The following is a 16,035-nucleotide window of genomic DNA, read 5'->3' as shown; positions in this document are numbered from 1 at the left end:
CCGCGGAAAAGGGAGTAACCTTGTGCTCAAAAAGCTCGTTTGGAATTCAGCGGAGCGACAAACGATCATCTCCGTCGTTAAAAGCTGTGCTCCGATGCTCTTGTACAGATCGTACATTCCGCTTCGGTGCTCGCTTTTGCCTAGGATCTAATCATTTGTCGTTCCGCTGAGGCTCACTGGCTCCTTCGAGATTAAAGATAAGCACAAAAAACCACCGCGGAAAAGGGAGTAACCGCGGTGGTCAAAAAGGGAGTTTGGGATTTTCATTCTTAAGGGAAAGTATGAAAATTATTTGCTTGTTGTTAGCTTATACACTCATAATAAAGCACGGAGAAAAAAATTTGCTGTGAGTTACATTAGAATTCGATGAAAAATAGTTTTTTTATTTAAAGGGATTGACGCGGGATTGTATTTTGCCTGTAATGTCTGTCTGGTATGATATGTCTCAAATGGGGAAAAGGGAGTGCGTGTTTTGACGGTTAAATCTATGAATAAAAGCTTGGTTATGTTACTTGTATTGATTCTGGCAGTAAGTTTTTTGGTGTTACCGACGTCTGGGGAAGCGGCGACAACGTACAAGATGACAACAACGGTGGAGAGCAATATTCGAACTGGGGATAGCGTGAAATATCCAATCATAGGTTATTACAAAGCGGGTACGACAGTAATATTTAATGCAAAAACAAAAAACAACTGGTATCGTATTACGTATAAAGGAAAAGTGGGCTATGTATCGGGAAAATGCTTAGCGCCATATAAAGTACAGTCATTTGCAGCACTCAACACCGAGGCAAAAAAACATTTGGGCAAAAAATATAAATGGGGTGCAACTGGTCCAACATCATTTGATTGTTCTGGTTACACAAGTTATGTCTTTAAGCAGTCCATCAATAAAGCCATCCCACGCACCGCGAAGCAACAATATAATGCATCTACTAAGATTAAGGCTAGCCAATTAAAGGCAGGCGATCTAGTATTCTTTAATTACGGTAGCGGAATCGCGCATGTTGGTATTTATGTGGGCAGTGGTAAAATGATTAACGCGCAAAATAACGGTGTGAAATACGATAACGTCTCAAGTGGTTACTGGAAAAGGTATATTGCAGGATATGGCCGTGTGGCTAATCTTTAAAAATAATAATAAAACGCGTATAGTTTCTGTTTATCAGAAATGGATACGCGTTTTTTTGTGTTCAGCGAAGCAACAGATGATCATCATGGGAGAAATAAAATTAAACACAAAAAAACCACCGAGGAAAAGGGAGGAACCTCGGTGGTCAAAAAGGGAGTTTTACGAATCTTCATCCAAAAGGGGGAGAATGAAGGTTCGCTTGTTGTTGTTAGCTTATACTCTTATAATACTGATTACGAAGGAAAACCTGCTGTGAGTTAAATGAGAAATTAATGAATGTTCGCCTAGTTTTTTGCCATCTCAATAAATTTGTAGCTATATGGTGAGCCAAATGCATGTTTTTGGACGCCGGTTATGTTTGGATTTTGTAAAACAGCTGTTTGGTGTTGATAAAGTGGCAGGATTGCAGCATCGTCATCCAGTAGGACTTTTTCAGAATCAATAAAGGCATTCCATCTTGCTAGTGGCTTCGTTGCCAAGTTCGTATCGGTGGATTTGACGAGTTGGTCGTATTTTGGGCTGTTGTAGTTCATGCTGTTATTATAGTAATCGGATAGGAATAGACTACTATATGTCCACGGATCTTTAAAGTCAGGCATCCAAGCGGCAAGGGAAAGATCATAATTACTCGTACGTGTCAGTTCGGTGGCGCTTTTTGCGGGCATTGTTTTAATATTGATAGTAACGCCTGGTAAGTTTGTCTCAAATTGGTTTTTTAGGAAGGTAAAAACTGTTTTTGTCGTGTCTTGATCATCACCTAGAAGTTCAAGTGTGATTGTATCGGTACCTAACTCTTTCTTGGCTTGGGCTAAATATTTGATTGCTTCGGCTTTGTTGAAGGTAAGATGGTCTCCGCTATCAGTGCGGAAATCAGCACCTGTTTCTGGATTTTGTACGAAGTCTTTCGGCAATAAACCATTGGCTGGGAAGGAGCCGTCGCCTAGTATTTCCGTCGTTAGCGCATCCTTGTCAACAGCAAAATTTAAAGCATGGCGCAAGGCGGTATTAGCAAGCGGTGTCGCTTTCCCATCTCGTTTTTGATTGAGTCGTAAATAGCTGATGAGCGCATCTTTTTCGGTTAGGAAATCGGAACGGTCTTTGTATTGTTTCGCATATTCTCCGGAAAGTGGGGCGCGATCGGCTTCTTTTGTTGTATACAGATTTACTCCTGCATTGATGTCTTTTGCGACCTGTACGGAGATTTCATCAACGTTTACATTCTTTTTATCCCAGTATTCGCTGTTTTTGGCGTACGTCCATTTTTTTGAGGTGTTACCATCCCAATTTTTCATCACAAATGGGCCATTATAGAGGGTATGTGTCGCGTCGGTCCCATATTTATCGCCTTGTTTCTCCACAAAAGCTTGTTTCTGGGGGAAGAAAGTTTCGAACGATAGTAGCGAGATGAAGTAAGGAACTGGTTTTTTCAATGTGATTTTTAATGTTTCTTTGTCGGGTGCGCTCACGCCAAGTTTTGATACGGGCAGTTTTCCTTCATGGATTTCTGTCGCGTTTTTGATAGAATCCTTAAAAAGTGCTGCGTAACTTGGTGCGGTTTTTGGGTCCACAGCGCGACGCCATGCGTATACGAAATCCTCGGCAGTAACTTGTGAACCATCGGACCATTTGGCGCTATCTCTTAATTTTATTGTGTATTCTGTTTGGTCTTTACTGATTTCAGGCATGCGAGTAGCGACACCGGGCACGAAATTATCCTTTTTGTCCAATGTGTAAAGTCCCTCGAAAACTTGATTTTGCGCAGTGAAACTAACAAAATCCTCTTCAGCCGTCGTATTCAGTGTAAGCAATTCCCCCGTTTCTAAAAATTTGATTTTCGTTACCTTTTTTTCGTTAGCATTACTTGATGTATCTCCGCAAGCGCTCAAAATTAAAACGCTTACTATCGAAAGTGTCGCAAGTGCTTTTTTTGTAAAATGCATGATGTTCCTCCTTTTTTCAGACTATTTTTATTAATTATAAGTATTCCGACCTGATAAGTCAAGATTAAATGAAATGAAAAATTGCGAGGTTGCTTGCAGTTGTCGCTTCGCTGAGGTTTGGTGGTGTCTTCGAGAATACGGTGGTTTTTTCTGGTAAGTAAACATAAAAAAACCACCGAGGAAAAGGGAGGAACCTCAGTGGTCAAAAAGGGAGTTTTACGAATCTTCATCCAAAAAGGGGGAAAGAATGAAGGTTCGTTTGTTGTTGTTAGCTTATACTTATATAATACTAGTCGCAATGGAAAGCTCGCTGTGAGTTAAATGAGAAATTGATGAATGTTTAGCGAGCTTTTTTTCATTAATGTAAGTCAATATTTACCCAGCCGCGAACGCTGTTGATTAGCCATGTTTTTGTTGCTTTGAGTAGGTCATTGCGATGTAGGACGCGTTCTGTAATTGTTTTTTCGGCTAAGAGGGTTTCGCGCATCGTACCGCCAAGTAGTCCTGATGATTGTTTTGGAGTGACGAGCTCGCCGTCGATTTCTGCTACTAGGTTGCCGTTTATAAATTCAGTGATCTCCCCGCGTTCATTCCATAATAATGTTTCGTCGTAGTCGATGCGACGTCGCTTTTCATACATGGTTCGATGGGTCGTTTTGTGGTACAGGAACGGGTCGGTGCTATTGACAGATTTATCAGCGAAGTGGGCTGTCCATGTGATTGGATCGGAAATAATGAGTTCGCCTTCTACGATGAGTTCACCAGATTTGTCAGAGAGTAAGCGAACTTTCCAAATATCTTTTGGATGATCTTTCGCAAAAGCTTCAAGAGCCTCATTTGCAGCGTCAATGTTCCACGTGAAACCAAAATAGTGGGCACTTTTTTCGATACGTTTTAGATGGAGATCGGTGCGATAGTAAATGCCATCCTCTAAACGGAGGCTTTCGAGTAGCTCGAATTTTGGTAGGTATGTGGTTAGGAGGGCGGCTTTTGCTTGGACTTCTTCGTATTCAGCACCACTTCGTGAATCCCAAACAATGCCGCCGCCAACGCCGTATTCAGCTGTTTTTTCCTCGGTATCGATAACGACAGTACGAATTGGGACATTAAAAATCGCTTCTTTATCAGGTGTTACATAGCCAATCGCTCCACAATAAACGTTTCGTGGGGAGGTTTCAGATTCTGTGATAAGCTTCATCGTGCTTACTTTTGGTGCCCCGGTGATGGAGCCACATGGGAATAGTGCTTCAAAAATTGCGGTCAGGTGGATTTCAGGAAGTGTCTCGGCGACAACAGTGGAGGTCATTTGCCAAACGGTCGGATAGCGCTCTACGTCAAAAAGATGCGGTACTTTAACAGAACCAGGTTTGGCGATTTGTCCTAAATCATTGCGTAAAAGATCAACAATCATCACGTTTTCCGCCTGATTTTTTGCGGAGGCTGCGAGCCAATCGCGTGCTTTGAAATCGTCTTCTAACGTCATGCCTCGTCTTGCTGTCCCTTTCATCGGCTTGGTTTTGATTACACCGTCTTTCCAATGAAAGAAAAGTTCTGGTGAGGCGGATAAAATATGGAAGCGCCCTGTCGAAAGATACGCCGAATAATTCGCTTGCTGTGCCGATTTCAGCTGCTCATAAAATTGTTTGTCATCATCTTCTTTAAAATCGCTTTGTAGGCGGATTGTATAATTTGTTTGATATGTATTTCCAGCGGCAATTTGTTCCCTAATAGCACGGATTCCGCTTGCATAAGAAGTGTAGTCCGTAGTTGGTTGCCAGTCTAATTTGGGTGGCATTGCTAACGCTTCGTTGGGCTGTTCTAATTCACGCATTTCTCGAAAAACACCGAACCAAAGTAAGGGCATTTTGCCAGCAGGGTGTGTTCTCAGGTTTTTGTTGAACGCTGCGGCTGCCTCATAGCCAACATATCCTGCGACATAGTAACCGAGATCGACAGCTTGCTCGACTTGGCGCATTCGCTCCATTACGTCATCTAGCTGATCCGTTTGGATAATCGCTTCTGGGAAGGAGAAAAGCTGTGTTTTGCCGTTAAAATCGAACTGCATTTTCATTTGCATAGCTCCGTTCTGTCATTTTTAAAAAATTACCCAGTATCTCGTGTCCATGTTCGGTCAAAATGGCTTCGGGATGGAATTGCACGCCTTCAACTAGATAATCGCGGTGTCGGACAGCCATAATGAGATTGTCTTTGGTTTTGGCAGTAATGATTAATTCGGTTGGGAATTTAGATTCTGTAGCAATGAGAGAATGATACCTAGTCACGTCAAAATGCGCGCTTAAGCTTGTAAACACGCCTTCTTGATCATTTGAGATAGTGGAGGTTTTGCCGTGAACTGGTTGTGGTGCACGGATAATTTCGCCGCCAAATGCTTGAACAATGGCTTGGTGGCCGAGACAAATGCCGAGAATAGGAATCTTACCGCTAAATTCGCGAATAATGGCTAGACTTATCCCAGCGTCATCAGGTGTTCCAGGACCGGGAGAAATGACGATAGACTCGGGATTTATTTCACAAACTTCGGTCAAAGTGATTTGATCATTCTTCACAACATAAACGTCTTTGCCAAGCTCTAGTAGATATTGATATAAATTGTATGTAAACGAGTCGTAATTATCGATTAACAGGATCACAATATCACTCCTAAATGGAATTTCAATAGATATACGTCCACCCTATTTATAGCAAACTAGTTACAGTTTGTCCAATAAGCAGACTTGTGATTTCACAAACTTTTGAAAGAAGTGATTTGCGCGTGGGAGGGGGAGATGTTATAATGAAAGTGAAAAAGGAAGCTGTGCGGCAAACACAACTTCCAATTACAAACACCATTTAAGATGGTGACAGCCCGAATATTTCAAGAGCCACTAAGCCGTCAAGCGTATAAAGTGGCTTTTATTTTTTGTCATTTTTACTGTTCATTATCATGACAATTAGCCCAGCAAACGCGATAGCTAGTGTCAATGACTCAAATACAGTCATGTTTTATCCTTTCTGGGATGAACCACGAACAACATGGCACCACCTACTTTCTGAGCTAGGATGCCAAACCACATCATAAACTTGTTTGTAGGCCTATTATAGCATGGTTGCAGGTAATTATATTGATGATTGTTTAATGCGATTTTTCTAGATAAATTACAAATTTTATGTAGTGGTTTTTTTGATTTGGCTTGCTAATTCTGGGTTTATGGGGTAGAATGTTCTTAAATAATGAATTAAAACGTTGACAAGAGATAGTAGTAGAAGTTGTGCTTTTTAGAGAGCTGATGGTTGGTGGGAATCAGTAGGAACGCTTTTATGAATCCGTCTTGGAGTGAGCAGAGGAATTGTGAGTAATCTGCTTCGGTGGGAACCGTTATATCAATCGAGCTGGAGTTTCGGGATTTTCTCGGACTCAATTAGGGTGGCAACGCGGTACTTCCGTCCCTTTCCATGTATTTTATTTGGGGAGAGATTTGGGGGTCTTTTTGTTTGGACTTTTAGAAAGCGTATTGTGCTTTCTAAAAGTCCAAATATAAGACGGAGCGAAGCGCAGTGTTAGTCCTTCAGTTTTCTTTACGCGAAACGTGACTGGACCGAATTTCAAACCAAATAAGAGTCGAGACTACCATTTTGTGAGGAGGAATTTGAGATGTTAGATGTTAAGTTATTACGTGAGGATTTTGAAGGTGTGAAGGAGAAGTTGTCGCATCGTGGGGAAGATCTTGGTGAGTTTGAGAAGTTTGGTGCGCTGGATACGCGGCGTCGGACGTTGATTATTGAAGTGGAGACGCTTAAGAGTCAGCGTAATGAGGTTTCGCAGGAAATTGCACAGTTGAAGCGTGAGAAGCAGGACGCGGATGCGAAAATTGAGGAAATGCGTGTGGTCGGCGATCGGATTAAGACGTTTGATATTGAGCTGAACGAGATTGATGAGAAGTTGCGCAATATTTTGATGGCGATTCCGAATATTCCGCATGAGTCTACGCCGGTTGGTGAAACGGAAGATGATAATGTGGAGGTTCGTAAATGGGGCGAGGTTCGGACGTTTGAGTTTGAGCCAAAAGCGCATTGGGACTTGGGTACGGATTTAGGCATTTTAGATTTTGAGAATGCGGCGAAGGTTGCGGGAAGTCGGTTTGTTTTTTATAAGAAACTAGGAGCAAGACTTGAGCGGGCGTTGATTAATTTTATGATGGATTTGCATGCGACGGAGCACGGGTATGATGAGATGTTGCCGCCGTACATGGTGAATCGTGATAGTATGACGGGGACGGGGCAGCTACCGAAGTTTGAAGAGGATGCGTTCTTGATTGAGAAGGAGGACTATTTCTTGATTCCGACGGCGGAGGTTCCGGTGACGAACTATCATCGTGATCAGATTATGAATGTGGATGACTTGCCGCAAAAGTATACGGCTTACAGTGCGTGTTTCCGTTCTGAGGCGGGTTCTGCGGGGCGTGATACGCGTGGTTTGATTCGCCAACATCAGTTTAACAAGGTGGAAATGGTGCAGTTTGTGAAACCTGAGGACTCTTATGCAGCGCTTGAGGCATTGACGGATAATGCGGAGGATGTGTTGCGTCGTTTGGAACTGCCGTATCGTGTGCTTAGTATGTGTACAGCGGATTTGGGATTCACGGCTGCGAAAAAATATGATATTGAAGTGTGGATTCCAAGTGGGGACAGCTACCGCGAGATTTCTTCTTGTAGTAATTTTGAGGCGTTCCAGGCGCGTCGTGCGAATATTCGTTTCCGTCGTGAGCCGGGTGCGAAACCTGAATTTGTGCATACGTTGAACGGTTCTGGACTTGCGATTGGACGCACGGTTGCTGCGATTTTAGAGAATTATCAGTTGGCGGACGGTTCTGTGGCAATTCCAAAAGCATTGCAAGGTTATATGGGTGGCGTGGAAGTGATTGCGGCACCGGAAAAATAAACAAAGAAGGCAGGTCTTTCTCTAATTCTAGAGGGGGCCTGTTTTGCTATGCAGGATCATAGTTTGACGGTTATTAGGCGTTAAATAGTGTATAATGACATACAAAGATAGAATAAAGGAGTACGGCATAATGCGATTTTACGAGGAAGATTTTGAGCTTTTTGATCGGGATTATTTTCAGTTTCGCCAAATGAAGGAGTTTACGCCGACGTTGGTTGAGGGTGTGAAGGCGGAGTACAAGGCAAAATGGGACGTGTGGAAGGAGTTTGCGGCGTTGTGTCAGCGGGGAACGGTTGGTTTTGGGAAGCCAAAAGTGGAGAGTTGGACGAATGGATGGCAGGTTCGGTCGCATTTTTGGGCGTATTATAAGGGGTTGTCGCGGCAGGATTCGGCGAGCATGATTGCGATTTTGCTGAACAAGAATAATTTTCGGATTTATCTGGAGTGGCACGCGTATCGAAGCGCGGATTCGGTGACAAGTTATGAGGATCATGTGCAGTGGGTGCAATTTTTGCCGGAGTGGGTTCGGGAATTGGGGATTGACACGCAGGGTTATCAGGTTTGGACGTCGTATGAGGATGAGCCGGATAATTTTGTCGGATTGCAAGATTATTTGGAGGATGTGGCGGTTCGGGAACACTTTGAGGAACTATTGGAAAACCCGAAAAAATGGTTGCGAATTGGGCGGATTATTCGGAAAGAGGACGCTGTGAAATGCGTTGCTATGGAAGAGATTGTAAGCAAATCGATGATGGAATTGGCGTATTTATACAGCAAGACGGAAAGCTTCGAATAAATTTGAAAAATCTCGTTGACAGCGCTTTCGAAAAGGTGCTATACTTAGCCTTAAGATAAGGATTGTTACTGATTCGATCAGGCATTACCAACGTCGACGGGGGAAGCACGTATTTTTTTTGTATGTGTGAGCGCGTGCGGTATTGGTATTTTTTTCGTCCATGAAAGCGAGGAGGCTTCTATGAAGATTATTAAAGCGATTAATAATAATGTTGCTCTGGCGATGAATGAGCAGGGACATGAGCTTGTTATCATGGGCAAGGGTGTTGGATTCCAGAAGAAGATGGATGATATTATTGATGATGCGGTGATTGAGAAGGTTTTTGTTTTGGAGACAGAGGAATTGTCTGAGAAATTGATGGATTTACTTGGCGAGATTCCAGCGATTCATTTGGAGATTGCGGATGAGATTGTGAATTATGCGAAGGAAACCTTTGATGCGAAAATCAGTGACAATGTGTATTTGACGCTTACAGATCATATTAGTTTTGCAATTGCGCGTTATGAGAAGAATATGGTGATTCGCAATGTGATGTTGTGGGAAATCAAGAAGTTTTACAAGGATGAGTTTAGGATTGGGCTTAAGGCGCTTGAGATTATTAAGGATCGGCTAGGCATTCAGCTTGGTGAGGATGAGGCGGGATTTATTGCGCTTCATATTGTGAATGCGCGGACGGATGGCCTGGCGATGAAGACTACGGTTGATATGACGCAACTGGTGCAGGATGTGCTGAACATTGTGACGTATCACTTCAATGTAGTGTTGGATGAGTCGTCGCTGAATTATACGCGTTTTGTGACTCATTTACAGTATTTTGCACAGCGGTTATTGCGGAATGAGATTGTGGATTCGGGCGATGATTTTCTGTATGATCAGGTGCAGGTGAAGTATCCAGAAAGCTTTGCGTGCACTGGGAAAATTGACGCGTATTTGCAAAAGGCGCACCATGCGACGCTTACGAAGGACGAACGGGTGTATTTGACGCTCCATATTCACCGGGTAACGGAGCGGAATCGAGCAATTGAATAAAGATGACGATCGAGCGATGGATTGTTACTGGTACGACCAGGCATAACCTAGATTGATGATGAGAACGAGCCACATTTGTGTCCCGCGATCGTTGTTGGTTTGGGTTTTGTTGAGGTTCTTAAGAAGCGTACTATGCTGAATTAGAACCTCAATATGCATAGGAGCGGAGCGAGTATGTAAACCTCGCGTTTAGCTTTTCATTTGCTCTGTAATGCATTACAGGATGTAAGATAGGATTAAGATCAGTTTATAACAAAAAGGAGGACATAATTTTGAAATTTATTATTACAGATTCTTATGAAGAAATGAGTACGGTTGCAGGGCAGCATCTATTGGGTTATATGTATCAGGATCGCCGTGTCAATATGTCGATTACGGCTGGGAATACGCCACTTCGCATGTATGAGCAACTTGTTCCGCAGGTGAAGGGAAAATCTTATTTTGATAATGTTCACTATTACAATTTCGATGAGATTCCGCTCAAAGGAACTGGTGAGCCTGGTGTGACGATTAGTAATTTGGCGAAGTCGTTTTTTACGCCAGCGGGGATTCCGGCTGAGCAGATTCATGCGCTGGATGAAACGAATTATGAGACGCATGATGCGAGGTTGAAAGCGGACGGCGGGCTTGATGTGATCTTGCTTGGTATTGGCGCGGATGGCCATTTTTGTGGGAACTTGCCGGATACGACGGACGTTCATGATGAGACAGTTGCGGTTCCGACGACGCCTGAAATGAAAGAGATTTTGATTGGCGAGGTTGGCGGAGATGCATCGAAGGTTCCTGATTTTTATGTGACAATGGGACCAAAAGCGGTGATGCAGGCGAAGAATATTATCATGTTTGCGAATGGGAAGCATAAAGCGGAGATCGTGAAAAAAGCCTTTTTTGGTGAAATTACGAAAGATGTGCCGTCTTCCATTTTACAATTGCATCCGTCGATTACGGTTATTTTGGATAGGGACGCAGCATCGTTGTGTCCGTTGTGATGCACTATTCATCGATTTAGAATTTCATTGTGCTTTGCGTAATTAACTAATTTTGAATAGAGAAGGAGAGAAAAATATTATGACAAAATCACCATTTCCAGAAGGATTTTTATGGGGCGGCGCGGTCGCTGCCAATCAATGTGAGGGAGCGTATTTAGAGGATGGTAAGGGCTTGTCGCCTGTCGATGTTTTACCGTCTGTTGAGGGAGGACGTTGGGATGCGGTTATGAATCCGACGAAAGCGCTGGAAACGAAATATGATTATTATCCGAGTCATGAGTCGATCGATTTTTATCATCGTTATAAAGAGGATATTGCGTTGTTTGCGGAAATGGGATTCAAGTCGTTCCGTTTGTCGATTAGTTGGCCACGTATTTTCCCAAATGGCGATGATGCGACTCCGAACGAAGCGGGTCTTGAGTTTTATGATCGTGTGTTTGACGAGTGTGCGAAATATGGCATCGAACCTGTTGTGACGATTAATCATTTTGATACACCGGTGGAACTTTTCAAGAAGTATGGTGGTTGGAAGAATCGCAAGTGTATCGATTTTTACATGAATTTCTGTGAGGTTATTTTTAATCGTTATAAAGGAAAAGTGAAGTATTGGATGACGTTTAATGAGATTAATATGATTTTGCATCTGCCGTTTTTCGGTGGTGGTATGGATGTGAATGGGGAAGCGAATCCGGAAGAGGCGAAGTATCAAGCGGCGCATCATCAGTTGGTGGCTTCTGCGATGGCGACGAAATTGGCGCATGAGATTGATCCGGAAAATCAGGTTGGTTGTATGTTGGCGGCAGGTTCGACGTATGCATTCTCCTGTGATCCGAAAGATGTTTGGAAAGCGATGCAAGCCGATCGTGAGGGTTATTTCTTCATTGATGTGCAAGCGCGCGGCTACTATCCGAGTTATAGCAAGCGTTTCTTCAAGGAGCACAACATTAATTTAGTGATGGAAGACGGCGATTTGGACGTTCTGAAAAATCATACGGTGGACTATGTGGCGTTTAGTTATTATTCTTCTCGTCTGACAAGTGCGGATCCTGAAGTGATGAAAGAGACCGAGGGCAACGTTTTTGCGACATTGCGTAATCCTAATTTGGAAGCGAGCGAATGGGGTTGGCAAATCGATCCTCTTGGTCTGCGTATTACGATGAATGCGATTTACGATCGTTATCAAAAGCCACTTTTCGTCGTGGAAAATGGTCTTGGTGCAGTGGACACGGTGGAGGCTGATGGCGCGATTAACGATGATTACCGGATTGATTATATGCGTGAGCACGTGCGCGAAATGGGCGAAGCGATTGAGGACGGTGTCGATTTGATTGGCTATACGCCGTGGGGTTGTATTGACCTTGTCAGCGCTGGCTCTGGCGAGATGAAGAAGCGTTACGGTTTCATCTACGTTGACCGCGATAATGAAGGTAAGGGTACGCTTGACCGTTCTAAGAAGAAATCGTTCCATTGGTATAAAAAAGTGATTGAGAGTAATGGTACGGATCTAGCTTAAAAACACGAGCCGGACTGCAAAAATTATTTTGTGGTTCGGCTTATTTTAGGCTTGCTCTGTAATGCATTACATGCCTTATACTAAAAATGTAAACAAGATCGAGAGGAGCGAATAAACAAATGACTGAAATCAAAAAGCAATTTCCAGATGGATTTTTATGGGGCGGGGCTACGGCTGCGAATCAAGTAGAGGGCGGTTTTGACTTAGATGGAAAAGGTCTTTCTACGGCGGATATGGTGAGATTTGTTCCGAAAGAGGAGCGCGGCAATGGGCATGCGCTAGACGTGACTTCGGCTGAGATTGAGGAAATTTTGGCGGGGAAATCGAAGGCTCGTTTTCCGAAGCGTGATGGTGTCGATTTTTACCATCGTTATAAAGAGGATATCGCGTTGTTTGCGGAAATGGGATTCAAGACGTTTCGTTTGTCGTTTAACTGGGCGCGGATTTTCCCGAATGGTGATGATTTAACGCCGAATGAGGCTGGGTTGAAATTTTACGATAATGTGATTGATGAGTTGGTGAAGTATGGGATTGAGCCGCTCGTGACGTTGTCGCATTATGAGACGCCGCTCGGTTTGACGCAGAAATATAATGGTTGGGCGAGCCGCGAGGTTATCGATCATTATGTGCGTTATGCGGAAACGGTGATGACGCGTTACAAGGATAAAGTGAAGTACTGGCTGACTTTCAATGAGATTAATATCATCGCGATTAGCCCGTATACTGGTGGTGGCGTGGTCGTGGATCGCGTGGAGAACCCGTTGGAAGTTTCTTATCAAGCGGCGCATCACCAGTTTGTCGCGAGTTCGAAAGTTGTGAAACTGGGTCATGAGATCAATCCTGATTTCGAGATTGGTTGTATGTTAGCGCGGATGGAAACGTATCCTGCGACGAATAATCCAGACGATATCTTACTTGCGCAACATCAAAATCAGATGAACCTGTTCTTTACGGACGTCCAAGTTGGTGGTTACTATCCTGGTTTTATTAAACGCTACTTTGCAGAAAATAACATCACAATCAAAATGGAGAACGGTGATTTGGAGCTTTTGAAAGATTATCCAGTCGACTACTTATCGTTTAGTTATTACATGACGCTTTCCGTTTCGGCAGATCCAAACCGAGATCAAACGGGTGGGAATTTCATGGGCGGCGTGAAAAATGAATACTTGGAGAGCTCTGATTGGGGCTGGCAAATTGATCCTAAGGGCTTGCGTGTGGCGCTGAACGGGCTATATGATCGCTATAGAGTACCTCTTTTCATTGTGGAAAATGGTTTAGGCGCGTATGATACGGTGGAAGCGGATGGTGCGATTCACGATCCGTATCGCATTGATTATTTGCGCCAACACATCGAACAGATGAAAGAAGCGATTGCAGACGGTGTAGACTTAATCGGTTACACAAGTTGGGGTCCAATCGATCTTATCAGCGCATCTACGAGTGAAATGTCCAAACGTTATGGTTTCATTTACGTCGATCAAGATGATGAAGGCAAAGGCACGCTCGCAAGATCATGTAAAGATTCATTTTTCTGGTATAAAAAAGTGATTGATACGAATGGCGAAGATTTAGCATAAACTTAGATAGAGACTGGTCAGTTTTGTGGCTGGTCTCTTTTTGCCTTGATTAACGGCGGCGTTTGCGTTACATTAAACGTATTAGCGTAACGGAAAGCGAGGTTCAGCATGAAGAGACAAGAACTAATCGATGCAGCAATACAGGTCATTCAGGAAGATGGTATACATCAGCTAAGTTTGGCTAAAATCGCCGAAAAAGTCGGCATTACAAAACCTGCTATCTTCTATCATTTTAAAAATAAACAAGATTTGATGATGGCTTTGACGTATTTCACAGTCGGTGAGTATGAACAAACCATCGCTGAGGAATTCGAAAAAATACCTGAAAATGATGCTTTGCGCCATGTACACGCTTTTTTGAGAGGAAATTTGCGTCAACTAAACGATTCTGAGCTGATTAAGGTACACGCGGCTTCGATAGAGGTTCTGGTTTCAAATCAGGAGGCAACGGAGGTCTGGCGGGATGTGTATAACCGAGAATTAGAGAAGATGACACCAGAAATTGGTGCTTTACGTGCAGACTTGCTCAGTGTGGCGCTGGATGGCATGTGGTACGGAGCCATGTGCGGTGTGTGGGATGCAGGGCGCGCGGAAGCGGTTATACGCTACTTGGAACAGCTGGTACAGGAGTGAATAGTTGCTTTTTCTATAGTTTAGTACTAAACTAAATAGGAGGAGGCGATTCTTTTGGTGAGAAAAGAGCAACGATTAGGTGTACTGCTGTGGTTTCGACTGAGTAGATTTTATAACCGTAATATTAAATTGACTAATAAAAATCTTAAGGATGCAGGGCTTTCGATGGCCCAGTTTGACGTGATTGCGCAAATCGGCATAGAATCAGAGAGTACGCAACAAGCGCTAGCAGATCGGCTCGTAGTAACAAAAGGTAACATCGCTCAACTACTGGCAAAGTTGGAAGAGCAGGGCTTGATTTGTAGACGTAAACAAGGTAAAGAAAAATATATTGCATTAACGGAAAGTGGGAAGGTCTGCTATTTGGAGAATGTGCCGGCACAAGAGGAATTTCAGCAAGAGCAGTTTGATAAATTGACACGCGATGAGCAGAAGGTTTTACTCAGTTTGTTGAAAAAATTGGATGATTAGTGAGGAGTGGCGAGATGGAATTAAGAGGATTGCATCATATTTCGATTATTACGGGAAATGCACGGGCTAATTTTGATTTTTATACGAAGGTTTTGGGGTTGCGATTGGTGAAGAAAACAGTGAATCAGGATGATCCATATACCTATCATTTGTACTATGCAGATGAGATTGGGAATCCAGGGACAACGGTTACTTTTTTTGAAATCCCAAGGGCAAATCGGGGGAAGAAGGGCTATAATTCGATTGCGCGAATGGGACTAAGAGTACCGAATGATGCGGCTCTTGCTTACTGGGAAGAGCGTTTAACAATGTTTCACGTGAAACATGAGGGTGTTTATGAGCAGTTTGATCGGAAAGTTTTGGATTTTGAAGATGTGGATGGTTTAGCGATTCAACTCATGTCAGATCAGCGGGATAAGGGTGTAGCTGGCGGGAAACCGTGGCCAGAAAGTCCAGTCCCAGTGGAGTTTGCGATTCTGGGATTAGGACCAGTTTTATTTTCGACATTGAAAAAAGAGAAGACGGATCGTGTGTTGACGAAGGTTCTTGGCTTTGATCGGGTCGGTGCCTATGAAGATGATGAGCGTTTGGTGACCGTTTTTCAAGTTGGAGAAGGTGGGAATGGTGCTGAGGTGCAACTAGAAGCGAATTTTAAAGACCCACATGCTGTGGAAGGGATCGGAAGTGTGCATCACGTGGCGTTTCGAGTAGCAGATGATGCGGAGTTGCAAGAATGGATTCAATACATTCAAGATTTAGGGTACCCAAATTCTGGTTTTGTGGATCGGCATTATTTCCATTCTTTCTATTTCAGGGAGGAAAACGGGATATTGATTGAGCTTGCGACAGATGGTCCGGGATTCCAAACGGATTTCGAGAAAGAGCATGGAACGTATGTGGAGTTACCGCCAGATTTAGAGGGACGTCGGGCAGAAATTGAGGCGCATTTAACGGATCTTAATAGCGATGTATAATATTGGCAAAAAAAGCTGCCATCCATTATGATAGTAGTA

13 protein-coding genes and 1 other annotated feature are annotated in these 16,035 nt (G+C 43.4%); of the genes, 10 read left to right on the top strand and 3 right to left on the bottom strand.

From position 1 onward, the window contains the following. The first annotated feature begins 487 nt into the window (after positions 1 to 487). Positions 488 to 1,132 carry an NlpC/P60 family protein gene (locus HCJ54_RS08265; protein ID WP_187137420.1) on the top strand — a complete coding sequence of 215 codons (645 nt, stop codon included), beginning with the start codon at positions 488 to 490 and terminating at the stop codon, positions 1,130 to 1,132. A gap of 284 nt (positions 1,133 to 1,416) precedes the next feature. Here the strand turns inward: HCJ54_RS08265 and HCJ54_RS08260 are convergent, their stop codons facing one another. The 3 genes from HCJ54_RS08260 to HCJ54_RS08250 all read right to left on the bottom strand — a co-directional run bounded on the left by HCJ54_RS08260 (position 1,417) and on the right by HCJ54_RS08250 (position 5,723). After that, positions 1,417 to 3,072 (bottom strand): peptide ABC transporter substrate-binding protein, encoded by a 1,656-nt coding sequence (locus HCJ54_RS08260; RefSeq protein ID WP_187137304.1) that lies wholly within the window; start codon positions 3,070 to 3,072, stop codon positions 1,417 to 1,419. A 358-nt stretch (positions 3,073 to 3,430) separates the two neighbouring features. Further along, complete coding sequence (pabB, locus tag HCJ54_RS08255) at positions 3,431 to 5,143, bottom strand: aminodeoxychorismate synthase component I (protein WP_187137303.1); 1,713 nt, start codon at positions 5,141 to 5,143, stop codon at positions 3,431 to 3,433. Then, positions 5,121 to 5,723, bottom strand: a complete 603-nt coding sequence (locus tag HCJ54_RS08250; RefSeq protein ID WP_187137302.1) for a glutamine amidotransferase-related protein — start codon at positions 5,721 to 5,723, stop codon at positions 5,121 to 5,123. The genes pabB and HCJ54_RS08250 overlap by 23 nt, the downstream gene beginning before the upstream one ends. A gap of 584 nt (positions 5,724 to 6,307) precedes the next feature. Beyond that, positions 6,308 to 6,524 (top strand) — a binding site (T-box leader). A 200-nt stretch (positions 6,525 to 6,724) separates the two neighbouring features. On the opposite strand from HCJ54_RS08250, the gene serS reads away from it, so the two are divergent. The 9 genes from serS to HCJ54_RS08205 all read left to right on the top strand — a co-directional run bounded on the left by serS (position 6,725) and on the right by HCJ54_RS08205 (position 15,996). Next, positions 6,725 to 8,011: a serine--tRNA ligase gene (gene serS, locus HCJ54_RS08245; protein WP_187137301.1), complete on the top strand. Its 1,287-nt coding sequence runs from the start codon at positions 6,725 to 6,727 to the stop codon at positions 8,009 to 8,011. Positions 8,012 to 8,141: 130 nt separating this feature from the next. Further along, on the top strand, positions 8,142 to 8,807 hold the full coding sequence (locus tag HCJ54_RS08240) for an HI_0552 family protein (protein WP_187137300.1): 666 nt from the start codon (positions 8,142 to 8,144) through the stop codon (positions 8,805 to 8,807). Positions 8,808 to 8,987: 180 nt separating this feature from the next. Continuing rightward, positions 8,988 to 9,836, top strand: a complete 849-nt coding sequence (gene licT, locus HCJ54_RS08235) for a BglG family transcription antiterminator LicT (RefSeq protein ID WP_187137299.1) — start codon at positions 8,988 to 8,990, stop codon at positions 9,834 to 9,836. 272 nt (positions 9,837 to 10,108) lie between these two features. Then, on the top strand, positions 10,109 to 10,825 hold the full coding sequence (locus HCJ54_RS08230; RefSeq protein WP_185527332.1) for a glucosamine-6-phosphate deaminase: 717 nt from the start codon (positions 10,109 to 10,111) through the stop codon (positions 10,823 to 10,825). A 79-nt stretch (positions 10,826 to 10,904) separates the two neighbouring features. Continuing rightward, positions 10,905 to 12,338: a 6-phospho-beta-glucosidase gene (locus HCJ54_RS08225; protein WP_187137298.1), complete on the top strand. Its 1,434-nt coding sequence runs from the start codon at positions 10,905 to 10,907 to the stop codon at positions 12,336 to 12,338. Between the two features lie 119 nt (positions 12,339 to 12,457). Continuing rightward, positions 12,458 to 13,918 carry a glycoside hydrolase family 1 protein gene (locus HCJ54_RS08220; RefSeq protein ID WP_187137297.1) on the top strand — a complete coding sequence of 487 codons (1,461 nt, stop codon included), beginning with the start codon at positions 12,458 to 12,460 and terminating at the stop codon, positions 13,916 to 13,918. Positions 13,919 to 14,026: 108 nt separating this feature from the next. Then, a complete protein-coding gene (locus tag HCJ54_RS08215; protein ID WP_185411640.1) occupies positions 14,027 to 14,551 on the top strand; it encodes a TetR/AcrR family transcriptional regulator in 525 nt (174 codons plus the stop codon). Positions 14,552 to 14,605: 54 nt separating this feature from the next. Further along, positions 14,606 to 15,022, top strand: coding sequence for a MarR family winged helix-turn-helix transcriptional regulator (locus HCJ54_RS08210; protein ID WP_185527323.1), 417 nt, complete (start codon positions 14,606 to 14,608; stop codon positions 15,020 to 15,022). A 14-nt stretch (positions 15,023 to 15,036) separates the two neighbouring features. Beyond that, positions 15,037 to 15,996: a ring-cleaving dioxygenase gene (locus HCJ54_RS08205; protein WP_187137296.1), complete on the top strand. Its 960-nt coding sequence runs from the start codon at positions 15,037 to 15,039 to the stop codon at positions 15,994 to 15,996. The last annotated feature ends 39 nt before the right edge of the window (positions 15,997 to 16,035 follow it).

It is taken from the genome of Listeria grandensis, assembly GCF_014322885.1.
Lineage (GTDB): Bacteria > Bacillota > Bacilli > Lactobacillales > Listeriaceae > Listeria_A > Listeria_A grandensis.
Note: the sequence above shows the minus strand (reverse complement) of the source record. Positions and strands in the feature narration are given on the sequence as shown.